General features: G+C 68.4%; 8 protein-coding genes. 4 read left to right on the top strand and 4 right to left on the bottom strand.

Features of this window, described 5'->3' with window-relative positions; genetic code table 11:
* Window position 1 precedes the first annotated feature (1 nt).
* Window positions 2–625 carry a glutathione S-transferase family protein gene (locus VUG52_RS10835; RefSeq protein WP_262952055.1) on the top strand — a complete coding sequence of 208 codons (624 nt, stop codon included), beginning with the start codon at window positions 2–4 and terminating at the stop codon, window positions 623–625.
* Window positions 626–932: 307 nt separating this feature from the next.
* Window positions 933–1,265, top strand: a complete 333-nt coding sequence (locus VUG52_RS10830) for a hypothetical protein (RefSeq protein ID WP_050706130.1) — start codon at window positions 933–935, stop codon at window positions 1,263–1,265.
* A gap of 60 nt (window positions 1,266–1,325) precedes the next feature.
* Here the strand turns inward: VUG52_RS10830 and VUG52_RS10825 are convergent, their stop codons facing one another.
* The 4 genes from VUG52_RS10825 to mqo form a co-directional block, all read right to left on the bottom strand.
* Window positions 1,326–1,631 carry a hypothetical protein gene (locus tag VUG52_RS10825; RefSeq protein WP_050706131.1) on the bottom strand — a complete coding sequence of 102 codons (306 nt, stop codon included), beginning with the start codon at window positions 1,629–1,631 and terminating at the stop codon, window positions 1,326–1,328.
* Window positions 1,632–1,765: 134 nt separating this feature from the next.
* A complete protein-coding gene (locus VUG52_RS10820) occupies window positions 1,766–14,014 on the bottom strand; it encodes a filamentous hemagglutinin family protein (RefSeq protein WP_331832943.1) in 12,249 nt (4,082 codons plus the stop codon).
* 267 nt (window positions 14,015–14,281) lie between these two features.
* On the bottom strand, window positions 14,282–15,427 hold the full coding sequence (locus tag VUG52_RS10815; RefSeq protein ID WP_050706132.1) for a substrate-binding domain-containing protein: 1,146 nt from the start codon (window positions 15,425–15,427) through the stop codon (window positions 14,282–14,284).
* A gap of 350 nt (window positions 15,428–15,777) precedes the next feature.
* Entirely contained in the window at window positions 15,778–17,313 is a 1,536-nt protein-coding gene (gene mqo, locus VUG52_RS10810; protein WP_331833165.1) for a malate dehydrogenase (quinone), read from the bottom strand.
* A gap of 385 nt (window positions 17,314–17,698) precedes the next feature.
* Here mqo and aroQ point away from each other — a divergent pair, with 385 nt between their 5' ends.
* A complete protein-coding gene (gene aroQ, locus VUG52_RS10805; RefSeq protein WP_050706134.1) occupies window positions 17,699–18,148 on the top strand; it encodes a type II 3-dehydroquinate dehydratase in 450 nt (149 codons plus the stop codon).
* Window positions 18,145–18,990: a shikimate dehydrogenase gene (locus tag VUG52_RS10800; RefSeq protein WP_262952051.1), complete on the top strand. Its 846-nt coding sequence runs from the start codon at window positions 18,145–18,147 to the stop codon at window positions 18,988–18,990. Before aroQ ends, VUG52_RS10800 begins: the two co-directional genes overlap by 4 nt.
* Window positions 18,991–19,021 lie beyond the last annotated feature (31 nt).

Raw genomic sequence — 19,021 nt, 5'->3', positions numbered from 1 at the left:
CATGCTGAAGATCCTGGGCAAGGCCTCGTCGATCAACGTGCGCAAGGTGTTGTGGGCCTGCGCCGAACTGAACCTGCCGTTCCAGCGCGAAGATTGGGGCAGCGGCTTTCGCGCCACCGACACGCCCGAGTTCCTGGCGCTGAACCCCAATGCCATGGTGCCGGTGATCGTCGATGGCGACTTCGTGCTGTGGGAGTCCAACACGATCCTGCGCTACCTGGTCAACCAGTACCACGGCGAGGCGCTCTACCCCGGCGCCCCGCGTGCCCGCGCCGCGGTGGACCAGTGGCTCGACTGGCAGGCCACCGACCTCAACGATGCCTGGCGCTACCCGTTCATGTCGCTGGTGCGCCAGTCGCCGGCGCACCAGGACCCCGCGCTGCTGGCCGCCAGCAGCGCCCAATGGACGGCCAGGATGCGCCTGCTCGAAGCGCGCCTTCAGGCCACCGGCGCCTATGTCGCCGGCGATGCCTTCAGCCTCGCCGACGTGGCTATCGGCCTGTCCCTCAACCGCTGGCGGCGCACGCCTCTGGAGCACCCGGCGCTGCCGGCGCTGGAGGCCTATCACCAGCGCCTGCGGCAACGCCCCGGCTACCTTGAGCACGGCGACAACGGACTGGCATGACAGATCCGGCAGGATTGTCCGACAAGATGTAGTGAAAAAAAATAATCACTACAAAACGGTTGACGCCCTTCCCGCGCCTTGTGCATGATGAGGCCGTCTCCCCGATCGGGAGCGGTGGCAAGGGTGTTCCAGACGGCCTGCGCGGTAACGCAGGCCGTCCGTGGAGAGGGAAACTGCCCAGAAGGCAGCGTGAGAAAGCCCCTGTTGCGAAGCTGCTGTAGCAGCCTTGGTTAGCGCGCTACATGGTGTGGCGCCGAATGTGAACTTCAGCCGAACTTCACCAACGAATGAGAGTAATGGGGGCTTTATGATGAACTTGAACAACAATCCAACCATCGACCAATTGGCCCGGCTGTTCGCCGCACGCAAGGACAGCCTCGACGACCACCTGCTGTGGGTCAGCCAGTCCGGTGAGGTCCGCCTGGACCGCCTGCCGCCGAACACGGTCGAAGCCGAATTCGAATCGCACATGCCCAGCATGCGCGCCCGCTTCAAGGTCTACCGCCGTGGCCAGGGCTACGTCGGCAGGAAGGCCGCCGCCGACACTACCTTCGTCGGTCGCGTACTGCAGACCCTGCAACAAGAATGGCCCGCCGCCCGCGAGCGGCAGGCAATCAAGGTGATCGACGCGCTGAACTGAACCCGCGCAGCACACCGTATCTTGAGCCCGGCCTGAAAAGGCCGGGCTTTTTCATGTCTGCTAGGCGAGGCGCCGACGCGGTGCCTGTTCCGGCAGCGGCAAGGCGCCAGTGGCCAGGGCGCGGGCGCGGTCCACGCCCCAGACCAGCGCCCGAGTCATGGTCTCGCCCGGCCGCGAGGGGTAGTACTCTTCCAGCAAGGCCTCACCGCTTCGGGCATACAGCCCGAGAAACAACTGCGTGGCACCGACCCTGGACAGGCGCACCTGCACATCGATACTGGTGCCATCGCTCAGTTCCTCGTCGTGACAGCGGCTGTGCAGCTGCGCATCGGCCCACTGCCAGTAGGTCTCTTCCCTGATTCGCATTGAAGTCGATACTCCGTGTCTGAAATGCCGCGCAAGAAAAGCACAGCCACGAAGCCGCGGCGAGGGCCACTCGCCGAAACCATGAGCGGGATCAAGAAACCACAGGAAAAGCCTGCCGTTGGGCGGTTTTGCTCTCATAGCAACAGGTTGCCCCGCTCCTCCTCGGTCAACTGCGCCTTCGCCCGTTCGTCCAGCGCCCCCGCGCCCAGCACCTGCACCGGGCTCTGGCGGTTGTACTGGGGATTGAGGCTCGCCCCGTCCTGGCCCGGCACCAGCCGCTCGCCGCCGAAACCCAGCACCTGCACGGTGATCACCGAAGGCTGGCGCTGCCTGGACGCGGCCTGCTGCTGGCGGCCCGCCTCTTCGGCAGCCTGGCTGGCCGACGATGCCGCGGCACTGGCCGAGGCGATCGCCCCAGTGTTCACCGAGGCCACCACCGGCATGCCCTTGGCATCGCCCTGGACCTGGATGTTGGCGGCGTTGACCACCTGCAGCGCGGCGATGTTGACGTTGCCGGACACACGGATCCCGGCCTCGCCAGCATCGATGGTGCCCAGCGGCGCGATCAGGTCGATATCCCCCGGTGGCACCTCGGCGATCGGATTGAGCGTGGCGATGCCGGCGCCGGTGCTCGGCACGCTCGGCGCCAGGCCGACGTTGCCCCAGCGGTCGTAGGTGCGCTTGGGCGGGGTGTAGACCACGGTGGTCTTCGAACCGCGACCGGCGTTGATGTCGCCCTGGGCCGACCAGCCGAGAATCGAGCCGCCGAAGGTGGTCATGATCCGGCTCTGGCCGAGCAGGATGCTGCCTTGCGAATACAGCTGGATGTTGCCGCTGCCCTGGGTGATCACCCCGGCGGTGGACGGCGGGGCCTCGCCTTCGATGCCGAACACTTGCTGGCCACCGGGCGTCAGTACCTGGATATCGCCGCCGAAGTCGGTGTGGATGCCCGCACCGCCGTAGAAGGTGGCGCTACCGCCATAGCGGATCGGGTTGCCGGCCACATCGCGCTCCGGGAACAACGCGGCGATCGCCTGGCGACCGCGCAGGTAGCTGCCGCTGCGCGGGCCGTCGACGTCGTTGTATTCGCGGCCACCTTCGCGCAGTTCGCTGAAGTACACCTGCCGGGCGAAGATGCGCTGCTGCTCGGCAGGCAGCGTGGCGAGAAATGCCCGGCCCGCCTCGGCGTCCCCCTCGAAGGCAAAGCGCGCGCGCAGCCAGGCCAGCAGGTCCTGGTCGTAGACCTTGACGACCTGGCCCGGTTGCCCTGCCAACGACCGGGAAGGGTCGGCCAAGTGTTGCGGATCCAGGTAGCGTGCCAGCAGGCCGGCGTAGTCCGGCCCCTGCTTGCCGGCCCCGACGATGATGGCGATGGCCGCGCCATCGTTACCAGCGCCACTGCCGCCGACCCGACCGATACTGGTGATCGCCGCCTCCTGATAGGCCGAGTCGACACCCGATCCGGACTGGTACAGGTTGCGCCCGGCGACCACCTCGAGCTGGCCGGGGCCGGCGATATTGAAGGTGCTCAGGCGGATGTCGCGACCGGCACTGACCAGCGAGACATCCTGGCTGTCGCCATGGATGATGAGGTTGCCGTGGGACAGGTTGTTGCCACCCTCGCCACCGGCCACCAGGCCGCCGGCCGCCTGGCGCTGGCTGCCCAGCACGGTGCCGGCGTTGACGATGTCGCGACCTGCCATGATGCGCAGCGGGCCGCTGCCCTGGTAGAGCTTGAGCCCGAGCACGGGATAATCGATGACCTCGCCGGTGTTCAGCCCGACGATGTCGCCATCCAGCGCATAGAACCGTACTGGCTGCGCAGGCTGCACCCGGCTTTCGACATAGGTGTTGACGCCGAAACTGTAGAGCGGACTTTCCCAGACATTGCGCGGCAGGTCGCCGTGCAGGTTGGTCGACAGCACGAGGTTGCCGGTACTGGTGCCCAGGAATGCGGGGCGCCACGGCGTAGGCAGCGCCGAAGCGTCGGTGCCCGCCTGGCTGACTGTGTAGCCGCCGGCATAGATCGAGTCCCCCGCGAGCAACTGCAAGCGCGTGTTGGCCGAAGGCGCGGTCATCAGGCTCTCCGGCGAGGCCTGGCTCGCCGAGCTGCGTACCGAGTCGCCATAGTACAGGCTGCCATTGACGGCGGTGGCGCTGAGCGCGGTCGGATAGAACACGCGGCCGCCATGGATCGCCAGGTTGCGGGTCGCGACACTGGCACGGTTGTGAACGTTCGGTGCCAGGTCGCCACCAAGGCTGATCAGTTCGATAGCGGTCTGCGCAGTCCACAGCGAGAACCAGCTGTTGCCGCGCCCACTCATCCGCGTGCCACTGTCGGCAGTGAACGGCGTGCTGTTGAACGTCGGCACCCGGCCCGGATCACCTACCCCCTGCAGCACCAGGTCGCCGCGGCTGAGCAGGCGCACGCCGCTGTCACCCGGCATCAGCGTGACGCCGCCCCAGGCCTTGGCCCGGGTTGCGGTGTAGGGGTCGTAGGCACGCGATTCGCTGTTGTCCTGCTCGATGCCGTAGCTGCCGTAGATCGACTGCAACAGACCGATATTGGCCGCCTCCACCTGCAAGGCGCCGCGCAGGTTGACCAAGGTTCCCTGCAGGTCCATCTGGGCGTCCGCGGCCGTGATCGCGGCCAGCCCCGGGTTGAGTCCGCCACCGACACGCAGGTCAAGGTCGCCACCGCCGGTCTGTACCAGGCGCCCATCGGCGTCCACCCGGCCGCTGCTGGCGACCACCAGGTTCAGGCCCTGGCTGCGCTCGACGCTGGAAAGGTCGGCGCCGCTGGCCTGCAACAGGCCGGCCGCGCCCGCCACCCGCACATCCAGATTGCCGCCACCCAGTGTGCCGATACCGGTGAAACCGACCAGGTACGGCAGGCCGGGTGCGCTGGCCGGGTCCTGGGCGAAACTGCCGAAATTGAGCCACCAGGCACCTGGCGTGCCGGCGTCAGCCTGCCCCTGGCGCCACAGCCAGTTGCCGACAGCCGCCGAAGTGGTCTGACGCCGCGTCTGCTGCTCGGTGGCCTTGGGCCCGACCAGGTTGCCGGTCAGGTCACCGCCAGCGGCGATCAACAGGTTGCCGCCCTGCTGCGGATACCAGGCCCGGTACTGGCCGGTGGTCGATTCGTAGGCCGCGCCCAGGGCGCCAAGCACGCTGCCATCGGCCTGGCGACCGCGGGCCAGCTGATGCGGATCGATGCCTTGCTCGAGCAGGGCCGGCGCCTGGGTACCGGCGGTGTAGACCCCATACAGCGAGTCCATGCGCCAGTCGCCTGCACTGAGCAGTTCAAGGTCGCCGGTACCGGTGCGCAAGACGCTGTACAGCTGGGTCCGTGGGGTGATCTCGGCCTTGGTGACGCCGCCCGGCGTTTCGACCTTCAGGCACCAGGTCGGCCGGGCGGTACACAGCGCCAGCAGGTTGGAGGGCACCGGTTGGCCGGGTACCCGCCCAACCGCCAGGTTGGTCCAGAAATAGCTGATGACGGGTTTTGAAGTCTCGATCACCCGCGTGGCGATGTAGTGCTGGTCGGCCAGGCGCAATGCGCCGGCGTCCGGCTCCGGGCGGGTGATGCGGCTGTCGGCGGCGCCCAGGTCGGCGCCGGCAACCAGGCGCATCGACCAGGATTGCGAGCCCTCCGGCAGCATCTGCCCAAGCGCCCAGTTGCGTCCCTGCTGGCCGGCGACCTCCTGGCGCAGGTCGACCCAGAACACACCTGTGGGCAGCTTGACGTCGGTGCCTGCCGGCAGCAGCGCGCCCACCGCCAGCGCCAGGGCGCCACGCTGGGTCAGCCCTCCCACAGGCAGGGCAGCGCCCTTGCGCCAGACCCCGCCGCGCACCGCCACGCTTACCGGCAGGCGGCTGCCGGCATCCAGCCGGGTATCGGCGGTGAGGGTCACCGCCTGGTCGAGCAAGGTGCCGGCGGCATACAGGAGATTGCCGGAAGCATCGCGCACGGCGGCATCAAGCACGGTACCGGCGGGCAGGGTCACGGCGCTGGCCAGGGTCAACACGCTGGGCAAGCGGGTGTTGGCCGGCAGCGAGGTGTCGGCGAACGGCAGGTCGAAATTCAGCGTGCTGCCCGCAGGGTAGCGCGTGCCAGCGGCCAGTTCGACACCGCTGCGTGGAATCACCAGGTCACTGTCGAACGGCTGCTTGCCGGGAATCAGGATCCAGCCACGGCCATCCATGCGTTCGCTGCCGGTGGCCAGTTCCGGCGGCAGGAAGCCGTCGCTGATGCTGCCATGGACTTCCAGGTTGCCGCCGGCACGCAAGGCCAGGTGGCCGACCTCGCCGGAACCGCGCAGGAGGGTCTGCGCCGTGGCCGGGTTGAGGCTGGCGTAACGATGCCCGGACAGGTCGAGGTCGCCGCGCACCACCAGGTCGGTCTGGCCATCGCGACTGGCGATCTCCACGCCGGGGCGCAGGTGCAGGGCCTTGGCGTAGGCAGCGTTGTTCAGGCCGGCCAGGCGGTTGTCGAGCAGGTCGCGGTTGGCCAGCGCGGCATTGACGAACAGCACGCTGCGCGCATGCTTGGCGTCGAGATAAGCCTGGTCGATGTACTGGTACGGTCGACCACTGGCCGCGGTGCCGCCATTCGGCGCGTCGGTATAGCGCTGCAGGCCGACCACGGCGATGGACTGCGCACCTTGGATGTCCAGCCTGCCACGGGCGTCGATGGCGATATCGCCGGCGATGTCGCCGCCCACGCGCGGCGCCGTCAATACCAGCGAGCCACGGGCACGGCCGTCGTGTTGCGCGGCGGCGGTGCCGTGGCGCAAGTCCAGGCGAACGCCGGGGCTCAGGGTCAGCAGCCCGTCGCCGCTGGCCAGCTCGATCTGCGCCCGGTTCGGCGCATCGATGATCGCGCCATTGCTGTCGACCCGCAGCAGGCTGCCATGGGCATCGAGCACGGCCCCGGCGGCCAGGGTCAGGCCATGCCCGGCCGCCAGGCGGATGCTGCCGACCTGGGCGCCGCTGGCATCGACGGTGCCGGCCACGGTCAACTGGCCGTTATCCAGCGAGAGGCTGATCTCTCGCGCCTTGAGCTCGCTGCCGATCGCCAGGTCGCCCTGGGTGATCTGGAAGCTGCGGGCGCCGAATACCTGATCGCGGTTAAGGCGCTGGTTGAGCCCGGCGAAATCGTCCACCTGGCGGGCACGGACCGCCACCGATCCCTCGGCGTACGGTATCCGCGTGCCACCGGCGTCATGATCGCCGCTGGCGCTGCCGAGGATCTGGCCCAGCAGGCTGACCTGCCCACCCAGGGCGGTGGCGCTCAGCCGGCCGGCGCGATTGTTGCGGGCACTGAGGTCAACCAGGCTGCCACTGGCCTGGCGGATGTCACCGGCCATGCTGGCCAGCAGCAGCTCGCCGCCCCAGCTGTACTGGGTCACGTCGTTGAAGGTCAGGCTGCGCCCGGCCAGGTCGATGCGCGAACCCTCCCCCAGGACCAGCGCCTGTTGCGCCGAGACGCTCAGCTTGCCGCTGGGCAGGCTGAAGGTACCGTCGAGGAGCACCTGCTGGCCACTGAGCGCGAGCTCCGCGCCCACGCCATCGCGGCCGCTGGCCAGCGCGCCGCCCCCACCGCCCACGCGCAACAGACCACCGGCGCTGATGCGGTTGATCGAACCAGCGCCGCCGGTCCACAACGGCGTCTCCACCAGCAGGTCGCCGCCGCTGTACTGGAAGCCGCCCTCGCCCTGCCAGGCGCCGCGCTGGTGGTACACCTGCAACGCCCCGCTGTGGTTGGCGCTGACCTGGCGGCTGGCGCGGATGTCGACCTGGCTGAAGCCCAGGGTCTGGCGGCTCATGCTGGCGGTGCCGTCGGGCTGGCTGGCCGGCCCGTAGCCGAAGGTCAGGTTTTCCACCCGCAGTTCGAGCACGCCGTCGCCACTGCCCGCGCCACCGGCGATGGGTGCGCCGGGCAGCGTACGGGCGCCGTTCCACACCAGGTTGGCGGTGTGGATGGTCGCCCGTTCGCTGGCCTGACCGAGGCCGTAGATAGCCGGCGTGCCGAGGATCAGTTGCTGCACGCGGTTGCGTCCGGTCAGCGGATCATAGGTGTCGAGCACGCTGTTGCCGAAGAAGTTCAACGAGTCGGCCGCCGTCAGCGACAGGGTCTGCAGAGCGGGAATGCCGCCCTCGGTGCTGCCCTGGAACAGGCGGTCGAGCACTTGCTGGTTGAGTGTCAGCCCCTGGCCCAGCACCCCGGCGCTGGCCGCGGCGGCCAGCGCGGCGCTGGAGCCGACGTTGATCCGGCCCACCGCCAGGCCCAGGTGGCGCGTGCCGAAGCTGACCTGGTCGTCGAGGTTGAAGGTACGGTCGGTCGCGGCGAACAGCGAGCCGTCCGAGTACAGGCGGGTCATACCCACGCAGTTGCCCGAGCTGCAGCCGCCAATGAGGATGCTGCCGGGGGCGAAGACATCGCCAGCCACCGATGGCAGCACGTCCAGGCGGCCGTTGGACAGCGCCAGCAGGCCGTGGGCGTTGGGGTCGATGAGGAAACCGTCATTGGCATCGAACGGCACCGCCCCCTGGCCCAGGGTGATGATACCGGCGCCCTGCTCGACGACGATGGCGCCACGCGCCCTGTCGGTGGCCAGGAACACCTCGCTGGCGCGCAGCTCGGCGCCACTGCGCACCAGGATGTCAGCGGTCGACTCCTTGAAGCGCACCATGTTGCCGCCCTGGCCGTAGAGCACCTCCGGACGGGCGCCGATGCTGAGTCGCGGCGCCTTGAGCGCGCTCAGGTCACTGGCGCGCAGCGCGACCCGATTGGGTTGCAGCCAGTCGCTGACCTGGCCGTCGGCGAGGATCTCGATGGCCTCCACGCCCAGTACCGCCACGCTGCCGCCACGCCCCTCACGGGCGGCGTCGAAGCGCGCCTGACCGGCAAAGCGGAATGCGGTCTCGGGGTCGGCATTGGGCTTCAGGCGCAGGGTCAGCCACTTGCCATCGGCCTCGAGCGCCGCCCGCGGAACACCCTTGGCCAAGGCGTCGGCCTTGACGAAGCTGGCGTAGGACATTTCGTTGTACTGGCTGTAGCGGCGCAGGGTGTCGGCCGCGGTGAGGATCACCTGCCCCGACAACGGCTGGCGGACATCGGTGTTGGCCACCGACAGGCTGCCCGAGGTGGTCCAGGAACCATTGCGCATGACCTGGCTGATACCTCGCTGGCCGGCCATGGCCAAGCCGTTGAGCTCGACACGGAAGGCGCCCGGCAACAGCGCGTAGCTGGCCGGCAGCAAGGTGTAGGTACCCGCCGCCAGCCCCGGGACGCCCTGGTCGAGGGTGATGCGCTGGCCGATGGCCGGGTCGGCCACGCCGGCTTCCCCGGCCAGCGGCGCGTAGTCGCCGACCTGGCCTGGGACGATGGCATAGACCGGGTTGCTCGACAGCGACGGCAGTACCAGGCGGCCATCGGCATCGAGCTGCATCAACGGATGGTAGCGGGCGTCGGTGGAGCCGCCGCGCCCGGAGACGAAGCCGGCACCGGTCAGTTCGCCGCCGCCGGCCAGGTCAATCAGCGCCCCGGCCTGCACATCGATGTGCTTGCCCGCCAGGACCACCCCGTGGTCGCTATCGCCGCTGCCGCCGATCAGGTTCACCGGCTTGCCGCCGTACAGGTAGCTCAGGCCATCGACGGTGCCACCGTAAGGCATGCGCAGCCCCGCCGCGCTGACCGAAGTGATGCTGCCGGGCAGCAGGCGCACATCCTGGCCGTTCTCGCCGGTATCCCCCAGCAGCACCTGCCCAAGCGGCGCCCGCACCACCCCGCCCTGCTCCACCGTGCCGGCGCCCAGGTGCAGGCGGCCGAACACCGACAGCGGCACGCCTGGCGTGGCCTCGCCGACCCGTCCGATCCGCAGGGTGGCGTCGCGGGTGCTCAGCACGCGAGCGTAGGCACCGCTCACCGGATACAGTTGCGCGGCCAGCAATTCAATATCGGCATTGCTGCTTAGCTGGGTCGGCAGCGAAGCTATGTCGCGGCCGAGGAAGCGGATATCCCCTTCACTGCGCAGGCGGGTCAGGGCAAAGCCCCGACGGTCGAACTCAAGCTGTCGCCCACCACTGAGGGCCAGGTTGCCGCGAGCGCCCAGGCTCAGTTCGTCGCGCACTTCGAGCAGGTTGGCCTCGACCTGCAACAGTGCGTTCGACGCCTGCTGCGACAGCCCGCCCTTGACCGTCGGGCGCACGGTCTGGTCGCCGCCCAGGTGGTTGCTGCCTGCCAGTCGCACGTAGGGCGCACGCAGGCGGATGCTGCTGTCGTTGGCACTGCCGTCGGCGAGCACCAGGGACCCGGCGTACAGTTGCAGACCCTGGGCCAGGTCCAGCGCCAGCGAGCCATCGAAGGCCAGCACCCCGTCGCTGAGCAGTGCCAGGTTGGCGAAACCACCGCGCTCGACGGTGTCCACATCCAGGCGCGCATGGCCATAGCGCAAGCGCTGGTCGGTACCGGCCCCACGGCCGAGTACCAGCTCGCGCGGCACGTTCAGGCCATCCTCCAGGCCATCCTTGCGGTACAGGCCGGTATCCAGGGCCACACCGAGGCTGCCGCCCGCCGCGCCGACACCGCCGGACCTGGCGCTGAGCGTGCCGTCAAGGCGCAGGCCATAGCTGGAGGCCAGGCTGATGCTGCCACCGGCGCTGGCCATTGCCAGTGGGCCCTGACCCCGGATGTCCAGCACGGCGCTGGCGCCATCAGCGCGCAAGCGGGCGCCACGGGCGATATCAACGAAGAGGTAGGCGCCGTCGCTGGTCCCCTTGGCGTGGTCGATCTGCCCACCAATGACGATGTTGCCGCCAGCGGTGACCCGCCCGTAGCGCCGGCCCTGGCTGTCGAGGGCGGTAAGCGCCTGGCCGGAGACATCGATCAACGCCTCGCCGCCCAGGCGGATCGCACGGTTGTGCAGGCTTTCCTGCACCCCGCTCCCCACCGTTTCGGGCAATGCCTGCAACAGGCTCACCTTGCCACCTGGAGCGAGCAGCGAACCGTCCAGGTTCAATTGCGCGGTACTGCTCAGGGCGATCGACTGCAACGGGTCGACACCGATGCTGGCGCCACGGCGCACTTCCAGCAGCGCGGCCTCACGGTCCGCCTGGACCAGGCGGGTATCGCCGGCGGAAAGGCTCAGGCTGGCACCGGCACGCAGGCCCAGCTCGCCCTTGATCGCGTTCTCGCGCACCAGCGGCGCCAGCCACAGGGTGGCCTGGTCGCCGACCGGCAGGCTGGCGTCGAGCAGTTCCACGGGCCGGGTGACCTGCACCTGGGCGCCTTCGACCACGGTCAACTGTCGCGTGCCACGTACGGTGTAATGGGCGAAGCCGCGGTTGAAGAAATCCTCGCCGAGGGACAAGGCGCTGGCGTCGGCCACACCGCCGATCCGCACGCGCTCGGCCTGCAGGTCAAGGGTGCCGGCGCCGTTGCTGCCATGGCCGCGCAGCTCGCCATCGAGGCGCAGGCGCCCGTCACCGCTGGCATTGAACACGCCGGCCTGCAACGTCAGGTTGCCGCCGCTGCCACCGCGCAACTGGTTGCGCTCACCGCGCACCACCCCGCCGGAAACATCCAGCACGCTGGCCTGCCCCAGCAGCACATCGCCGGAGCTGCGCAGCGACAGGCTGCCGCCGTTGCGCCAGGCCATGGTCCCTACATCTTCGCGGTCGCTGCGCGCACCACCGACATCCAGGCGCACGCCTTCGCCAACCAGCACCTGCGCACGCAATCCGGCCGGCGTGGCCAGGGCAATATCGCGCAGGTCGGCGCCGTCGCGCTGGCGCAGCACATCGCCCAACAGCATCTGCCCGCCCTTGGCGGTAAGGTCGGCCGCGACCCGCACCTGCGGCGCGTACAGGGTCAGTTGCCCGCCGTTGGCCAGGTTCAGCGCCTGGTCGACCTGCACCGACTCGCCGGCGGCAATGCTCAGGCCACCCAGCGCGAAACCGTTGAGCAATTCGCTGTCCAGCACCAGTCGCCCCCGCCGCTGCTCGTCCAACGGCGCCTGCAACTGCACATCGGCACTGGCGCCACGGTTGCCGCCACCCAGCGTCACCTGGCGCAGCACCGGGGTCAGGCTGAAGGCCAGGTCCTTGCTGTCGGTGAGGTAGCCTGGCAGCTGCTGGCCGATGACCAGCTGGGCGCCTCGGGCGCGAGCACTGTGGACCTGCTTGTAGCCATCCAGCCCGGCCACCGGCGCCTGCACCTGACGCTCGTCCTGCCAGGTCTCGCCGACCAGCCGGCCATCGAGCAATGCGCCCTGGGTGGCCACCACCAGGCTGCCGGCGTCGCGCCCGACGGTGTAGCCCTGTTCGAAGCGCTGCTGCGGCGCGATCAGCGGGTTGTAGAACACACGGGTCTGGGACCAGCGCGCCGAATGGTCCTCGAAGCCCTGGTACAGGCCGCTGTAGAGCAGGTCGCCCGGCGCCCGCGACAGCTCGTACAGGCGCCCGTCCTCGCCACGCAGCCAACTCTGGCGCACATAGCCGTCCTGCACCGCCAGGGTGCCGCCGGACAGGTTGATCTCGGCGCCGGCGCGGGTGACCAGGTCCTGGCCGGTGAAGGTCACGGTGCCGCCCTGGGCCATCCATTCACCCACGCCGTGGCTGCGCGTGCCCAGGTAGCCGCCCACCTCCAGCAGGCCACCCGCGGTGTACCAGCGGTCGCCAGCATGGCCATTGACACCGGCCGCCACATGCACCAGCTCGCGCACGTCGACCCACACATCGCTGTTGATCAGCCCGCCCTTGTCGCGGTTGCCGGCGGCATCGCGCTGCTCGTTGCCCTGGACATTGATCTTGATGACATTGCTTTGCATCGCCACCTTGACCCCGAGGGCGCCGGCCACATCGAGGCGCGCGCCATCGTCGACCAGGCTGCGCCGGCCGGCGCTGACCGCGATCTGGCCACCGGTGGCCAGGGTCAGCGAACCGTCCTGGAAGTGCACGGTGCCGCCGCTGACCACTTCCACCCGTGACTGCTCGGGACGGTCGATGACTGTGCTGAGGTTGTCGAAGCGCCCCGTGGCCAGGTTGCCGTTGCTGCCGTTGACCACCGCCCTCGAGGCTTCGCGCTGGCTGTCGAGCGCCGCGCTGTCGTCGAGCAGCACGGCGGTGACGCTGCCGCGCTTGAAGCTGACGCTGCCGGTGGCATCGCTGGCGGCATTGAGCAGGTGGATGCTGCCGCGCCGATCCACCGAGGTGCTGGCCAGGATCACACCCTGCTGGCGCACCTGGTGACCGGTCAGGGTGACATCGCCGCCACTGGCCTGGATCAGCCCGCTGTTGCTCACCGTGCCGGCGCTGCTGCCGGGCCTGAGGCTGCCCGCCACCTCATTGCCGCGGGTGGTCGAGTAGCGGTTGGCCTCGGTGCCCTGGCCGCGACGAATGTAGAAATCGTCCGCCGCCGCCAGGGTCGCCTGGCCCTTGCCGGCGATGATCTGGCCTTCGTTGCCCACCTCGCTGCCCAGCAACAGCACGTAGCCGCCAGCGCTGGTGGAGCTGCTCGGCGCCTGGGTGCGGATCTGCGCGCCGCGCTCGACCAGCACCTTGCCGGCGGCATCGGTGAAGGTGGCCTGGCTGGCGCTGCTGTCGACGTAAAGCCCGCGCTGGCTGAACTGCTCGTCGCTGACCTGGGCGGCGGCGGCCACCAGGTTGCGCACGTTGACCTGGCTGGTGCCGTTGAACACCACGCCGTTGCGGTTGATCAGCATCACCGTGCCGGGCGCCTCGATCTGGCCATGGATCTGGCTCGGTCGTGCAGCCGGGTCATTGACCCGGTTAAGCACGGCCCAGTCTGCCTGCTGCTCGAAGCGCACGGTGGTGTCGCGGCCGACGTTGAAGGTCTCCCAGTTGAGGATGGCCTTGTCGGCGGTCTGCTCGATGCGCACCTGGGTCTTGCCGCCGGCCTGGCTCTGCTGCGGCGCCTTGGCATTGAGCCAGCCCTGGGTCAGCGGGTTCTCGTCGACCTTCAGGCCGCCATCGCCCAGGCCGTTGGGCACCACCTGCGGCTGCACCTGGGCCAGGGTCCGGCCATTGGCCTGGGCCGCCTGCTGGGCGGCGATGGCCGCCACCGTGTTGTTGAGGTTGTTCACCGAGCGCTGGAACTGCTGGTTCAGGCGCTGCTGTTGGGCCAGGGGCGGTGGCGATCCCGGCAGCACCTGCCCCGCACCGCCGGCACCGACGCCGCTCGGAGCACTTGAAGCACCCTTGGCGGCAAACCAGCCCGAACTGAACGGCTGCGCCGCGTGGGCGCTGCCCGCCAGCATCAGCAGGGCGATGGCCTGGGCCAGGGGCTTGAGCCGCGGCGGCTCGCCGCGACGCTGGATGGCGGAGGCTGAAAGGGCTGGCTTGGGCATGCCGCGCGACATCGCAGGGTTCCTTGTGCTGGTTCTCGAGATCAGGGGATGGCGGTCGTGATGCCGCTTTGCCATAAGGCGCTCCAGCCGCAGAGGGACCGAAGCTTTGTCATGCAAAGTTCATGGGGCTGGGGTATGGCGACCGCCTGCGCCCGCAATGCCGGTGCCGGCGCTCGTGCTGCCAGGTCGACGCAAAATAAAAAGACCCCGGCGTCACCCACGGGTGCCGCCAGGGTCCATGCCCACGTCCGAGGACGCGGGCCACCGGGGTTTTGCCTGTTACGAGCGACCGATACCGTTGCACACGTTGGTGTTGGCGATATCCAGGCCTTCGTTGCCGGCGTTGGTCAGGAAGGCTTTCTTGATTTCATCGGCGAAGGCGACCGGAACCGGCACGAAGGAGTGAATGCCGATGGCCAGGTCGTGGTTGCCGCTGTACAGGTCGTTGAGGAAGCCACGGATGGCGGTGGCATCGGCGGCGTCCTTGTAGCACTGGCCAACCAGCAGGTTGGTGTAGCCAACGATCGGGTAGCCCGTGGTTGGGACCGGCTTGTCGCTGGCGCCACGGCCGAAGGTGACAGCCCAGCTGGCCGGGTTGGCGCGGTTGGCGGTCGGGGCGGCGGCGCTGGCCAGGGCGGCCTGGGCGTTGTCGACGGTCGGCAGTACGGCGGTACCGCTGGCCAGCTTGCTGACACGGGCCACCTGGGCGTTGTTGGCGGTATCGACGAAGTCAGGGCTGACGTAGCCGATGGCGCCATCGGTAGCGTTGACGGCATTGATCACGTCAGCGCTGCCGGCCACGCCCTGCCAGGTGCTCGGCTCGGTGCCGACGTTGGCGCTGGTGAAGGTGCTGCTGACCGAGAAGGCGGTCGGGCAGCTGTCGTTGAGGAAGCGCGCCAGCAGCTCGGTGGTGCCGCTGCTGCCAGAACGGTAGATCACCTTGATCGGGGTGGTGTCGGCGGTGCCGAGCAGTTGGCCCCAGGTGGAGATGCTGCCGGAGAACACGCCGCACAACTGCGAAGCGTTGACCTGCAGGTCGCTGACACCGTTGCGGTGGTAAGGGATGGTGACGGTGGTGCCGACGGCCGGGATCTGGATCAACTTGCCCCAGGTGGCGGCGCGGTTAGTGTCGTAGGTCGACAGTTCGCTGGCGCTGAGCACCGAGTCGGAACCGGCGAAGTCGACGTTGGTGCCGGCCGGCTGGTTGATCGACGCAGGGGCGTTGGTCAGGAAAGCGGTCTTGCCACCGCCGCTGCCCACGCCGGTGTAGCTGAAGCCGCTTGGCAGGATGCCTTCCCAGGTGGCGTTGCCGTTGTACAGCGGCTCAGGCAGGGTGGCGCCGCCACCGACTACAGCAGCCATGGATTGGGCCGAAGCCAGGGTAGCAGCCACCAGGGAGGCGGCGATCACAGTACGCTTAAACATGAAGCAATCTCCTATCGTCGTGTTCGTACGTTGAGTGGGTCGCGCATTGCTGTGGCCACAGGCTGCATACCCTGATCCAGAGGAGCTGGCGGCCTGTCCACGGAGGCAACATTCGCAGCTTGTGGTGACAGGCAAAGGAAAAAACATCGGGAGTTCGGCGGGGAAAAGCTCGGGTGTCGGCGGGCGGTTTCAGGGCTTGCGGCGCGCTGCCCAGGAGCCGGGGCAGGCAGTACGGGAGGGATCGAACCGGAGGATGGCGGCTCAGGTACTCGGGAGCTTGGCCTGGGGAGAAAAAAACATTGCGCCGGTGCCGGCCACTTCACAGTGGCCGGCTGGTCATGGGCGGGTCTTCAGGGCGCGGCAACCTCGCTGGGCGTCGCCAGTTGCAGGACCTCGCTGGTGTAGGCCCACTCTTGCTGGACCTTGTCCGGGTGCTCGTTCAGGCGGATGCCGTAGGACGGAATGATCTGCTTGATCTTCGCCTGCCACTCGGGCGTGGCCACCTTGTCCTTGAACACCTTGTTCAGCAGGTCGAGCATGATCGGCGGCGCGGTCGAAGCGCCCGGCGAGGCGCCGAGCAGCCCGGCGATGCTGCCATCCTTGGACGTCACCACCTCGGTGCCCAGTTTCAGCACCCCGCCCTGGTTTTCGTCCTTCTTGATGATCTGCACCCGCTGGCCGGCCTGCCACAGGCGCCAATCTTCCTTCTTGGCCTCGGGGAAATAGGTCTGCAGCGCGGCGAAGCGGTCATCGTCGGACTGCATCAGCTGGCCGACCAGGTACTGCACCAGGTCGAACTCACGCACCCCGACCCGCACCATCGGCCAGGTGTTGTGCAGCGACATGCTGGCGAACAGGTCGAGCAGCGAACCTTCCTTGAGGAACTTGGTGGAGAAGGTCGCGAACGGCCCGAACAGGATCATGCGCTTGCCGTCGAGCACCCGGGTATCCAGGTGCGGCACCGACATCGGCGGCGCGCCGGTGGCGGCGATGCCGTAGGCCTTGGCCATGTGACGCTGGGCGATGGCCGGGTTGTCGGTGACCAGGAACGAGCCGCCTACGGGGAAACCGGCATAGTCCTTGGCCTCGTCGATACCGGACTTCTGCAGCAACGGCAGCGCCGCGCCGCCGGCACCGATGAACAGGAACTTGGCGTCGGTGGTCGAGGTGCTGCCGTCCTTGAGGTTCTTGTACTCGACGTGCCAGCTGCCGTCGTCGTTGCGGGTGATGTCCTGCACCTCGCTGGACAGCTTGAGGTCGAAGTTGGGCCGGGTCTGCAGGTAGCCCACGTACTGGCGGGTGATCTCGCCGAAGTTGACGTCGGTGCCGATCGGCGTCCAGGTGACGGCGAGCTTCTGGTTGGGGTCGCGCCCTTCCATCATCAGCGGCACCCACTTGGCGATCTGCGCGTGGTCCTCGGAATACTGCATGGGTTTGAACAGCGGACTGGCCTGCAGCGCCTCGTAGCGCTTCTTGAGGAAGCGGATGTTGTCATCGCCCCAGACAAAGCTCATGTGCGGCGTGGTGTTGATGAACGAGCGCGGGTTCTTCAGCACGCCCTGCTTGACCTGCCAGGCGAGGAACTGGCGGGTGATCTGGAACGACTCGTTGATCTCCACCGCCTTGCTGATGTCGATCTTGCCGTCCTTCTCCGGGGTGTAGTTGAGCTCGGCCAGCGCCGAGTGGCCGGTGCCGGCGTTGTTCCAGCCGTTGGAGCTTTCCTCGGCGACCTTGTCCAGGCGCTCGACCATCTCCATCGACCAGCCCGGCTCCAGTTCGTTGAGCCAGACCGCCAGCGTGGAACTCATGATGCCGCCGCCCACCAGCAGCACATCGACCCGCTTGCTGTCGGCGGCGTGGGCGTGAAGGCCCAGGGCCAGGACCAGTGCCGCGACTGCCCACCTGGGCGTTTGCTGATGTTCATGTGCTCTCCCGTGTTGGTCGTTCCGTGCGTCTGCGGAAACAAGCTTAGCCGACTGATTTGATCGGGTATGGTCAGGATGCGTGTTATCGCCTGTACCGGCCCTATCGCGGGGCAAGCCCGCTCCCACGCTGGTGATGCCTGCAACTCTGCTCCCTGTAGGAGATCACACAGCCCTTCCGGGCTGCGCTGTCGCGCAGGGAACAGGGTTCCAGCGTGGGAGCGGGCTTGCCCCGCGATAGGGTACAAGCAGCCGATAATCGCCCGCTTTATACAGTCCACCATTTGACTAAACTAACCGGGTAGTACAATTATCGGGATATCCAAAAACAACAAAGCGATACCCCGTCATGACACCCCGAATCCTCGTGCTCAACGGCCCCAACCTCAACCTGCTGGGCACCCGCGAACCCACCCAATACGGCCACGAAACCCTCGCCGACCTGGCCCGTCTGTGCGCCGACAGCGCCGCCGAGCTGGGCCTGGAACTGGAGTTTCGCCAGACCAACCACGAAGGCGAGCTGCTCGACTGGATCCATGCCGCCCGTGGCCGCTGCCACGGCATCCTGATCAACCCCGCCGCCTGGACCCACACCTCGGTGGCCATCCGCGACGCCCTGGTGGCCAGCGAGCTGCCGGTGATCGAGGTGCACTTGTCCAACGTGCACAAGCGCGAGCCGTTCCGTCACCTGTCGTTTGTCTCCAGCATCGCCGTGGGGGTGATCTGCGGCCTCGGCAGCCAGGGCTACCGCATGGCCCTGAGCTACTTCAGCGAACACCTGCGCGAGCACGCGGCATGAACGGCCCGGGCATCCTCGCCGGCCTCATCGGCCGTGGCATCCAGGCTTCGCGCACCCCGGCGCTGCACGAGCATGAAGGCGACGCCCAGGCGCTGCGCTACCTGTACCGGCTGATCGACGCCGACCAGCTGGGCCTGGACGACAGCGCCCTGCCCGCCCTGCTGGATGCCGCCGAACGCACCGGTTTCACCGGGCTCAACATCACCTTCCCGTTCAAGCAGGCGATCCTGCCGCTGCTTGACGAACTGTCGGACGAAGCCCGCGGCATTGGCGCGGTGAACACCGTGGTGCTGCGCGAGGGCCGACGGGTGGGCCACAACACCGACTGCCTGGGCTTCGCCGAAGGCTTGCGACGCGGCCTGCCCGGCGTCGCGCTACGCCAGGTCGTGCAGTTGGGCGCAGGCGGCGCGGGCGCGGCAGTGGCCCATGCGCTGCTGGCCGAAGGCGTCGAGCGCTTGCAGTTGTTCGAGGTGGACCAGGCCCGTGCCCGGGCGCTGGTAGACAACCTCACCCAGCGTTTCGGCGCCGGTCGCGCCGTGCTCGGCGAAGACCTGGCCAGCGCGGTGGCCGACGCAGATGGCCTGGTCAACACCACGCCCGTGGGCATGGCCAAGCTGCCCGGTACCCCCTTGCCGCCCACGCTGCTGCACCCACGGCTGTGGGTGGCGGAGATCATCTACTTCCCCCTGGAGACCGAGCTGCTGCGCCATGCCCGGGCCCTGGGCTGCCGCACCCTGGACGGTGGCACCATGGCAGTGTTCCAGGCGGTCAAGGCATTCGAGCTGTTCAGCGGGCGCCCGGCCGATGCCGAGCGCATGCAGGCGCACTTCGCCAGCTTCTAGCAAGCCCGCGCTTGCGCAATCTGGGCTGCTG

This window comes from Pseudomonas sp. LH21, from assembly GCF_036549575.1.
Taxonomy (GTDB): domain Bacteria; phylum Pseudomonadota; class Gammaproteobacteria; order Pseudomonadales; family Pseudomonadaceae; genus Aquipseudomonas; species Aquipseudomonas peradeniyensis.
Note: the sequence above shows the minus strand (reverse complement) of the source record. Positions and strands in the feature narration are given on the sequence as shown.

What these genes read in the sequence shown, in the direction of transcription:
- VUG52_RS10835 (WP_262952055.1), top strand. Translation starts at nt 2, where the DNA reads ATGCTGAAGATCCTGGGCAAGGCCTCGTCGATCAACGTGCGCAAGGTG.
- aroQ (WP_050706134.1), top strand. Translation starts at nt 17,699, where the DNA reads ATGACACCCCGAATCCTCGTGCTCAACGGCCCCAACCTCAACCTGCTG.
- VUG52_RS10815 (WP_050706132.1), bottom strand. Translation starts at nt 15,427, where the DNA reads ATGTTTAAGCGTACTGTGATCGCCGCCTCCCTGGTGGCTGCTACCCTG.
- VUG52_RS10825 (WP_050706131.1), bottom strand. Translation starts at nt 1,631, where the DNA reads ATGCGAATCAGGGAAGAGACCTACTGGCAGTGGGCCGATGCGCAGCTG.
- VUG52_RS10830 (WP_050706130.1), top strand. Translation starts at nt 933, where the DNA reads ATGATGAACTTGAACAACAATCCAACCATCGACCAATTGGCCCGGCTG.
- VUG52_RS10820 (WP_331832943.1), bottom strand. Translation starts at nt 14,014, where the DNA reads ATGTCGCGCGGCATGCCCAAGCCAGCCCTTTCAGCCTCCGCCATCCAG.
- VUG52_RS10800 (WP_262952051.1), top strand. Translation starts at nt 18,145, where the DNA reads ATGAACGGCCCGGGCATCCTCGCCGGCCTCATCGGCCGTGGCATCCAG.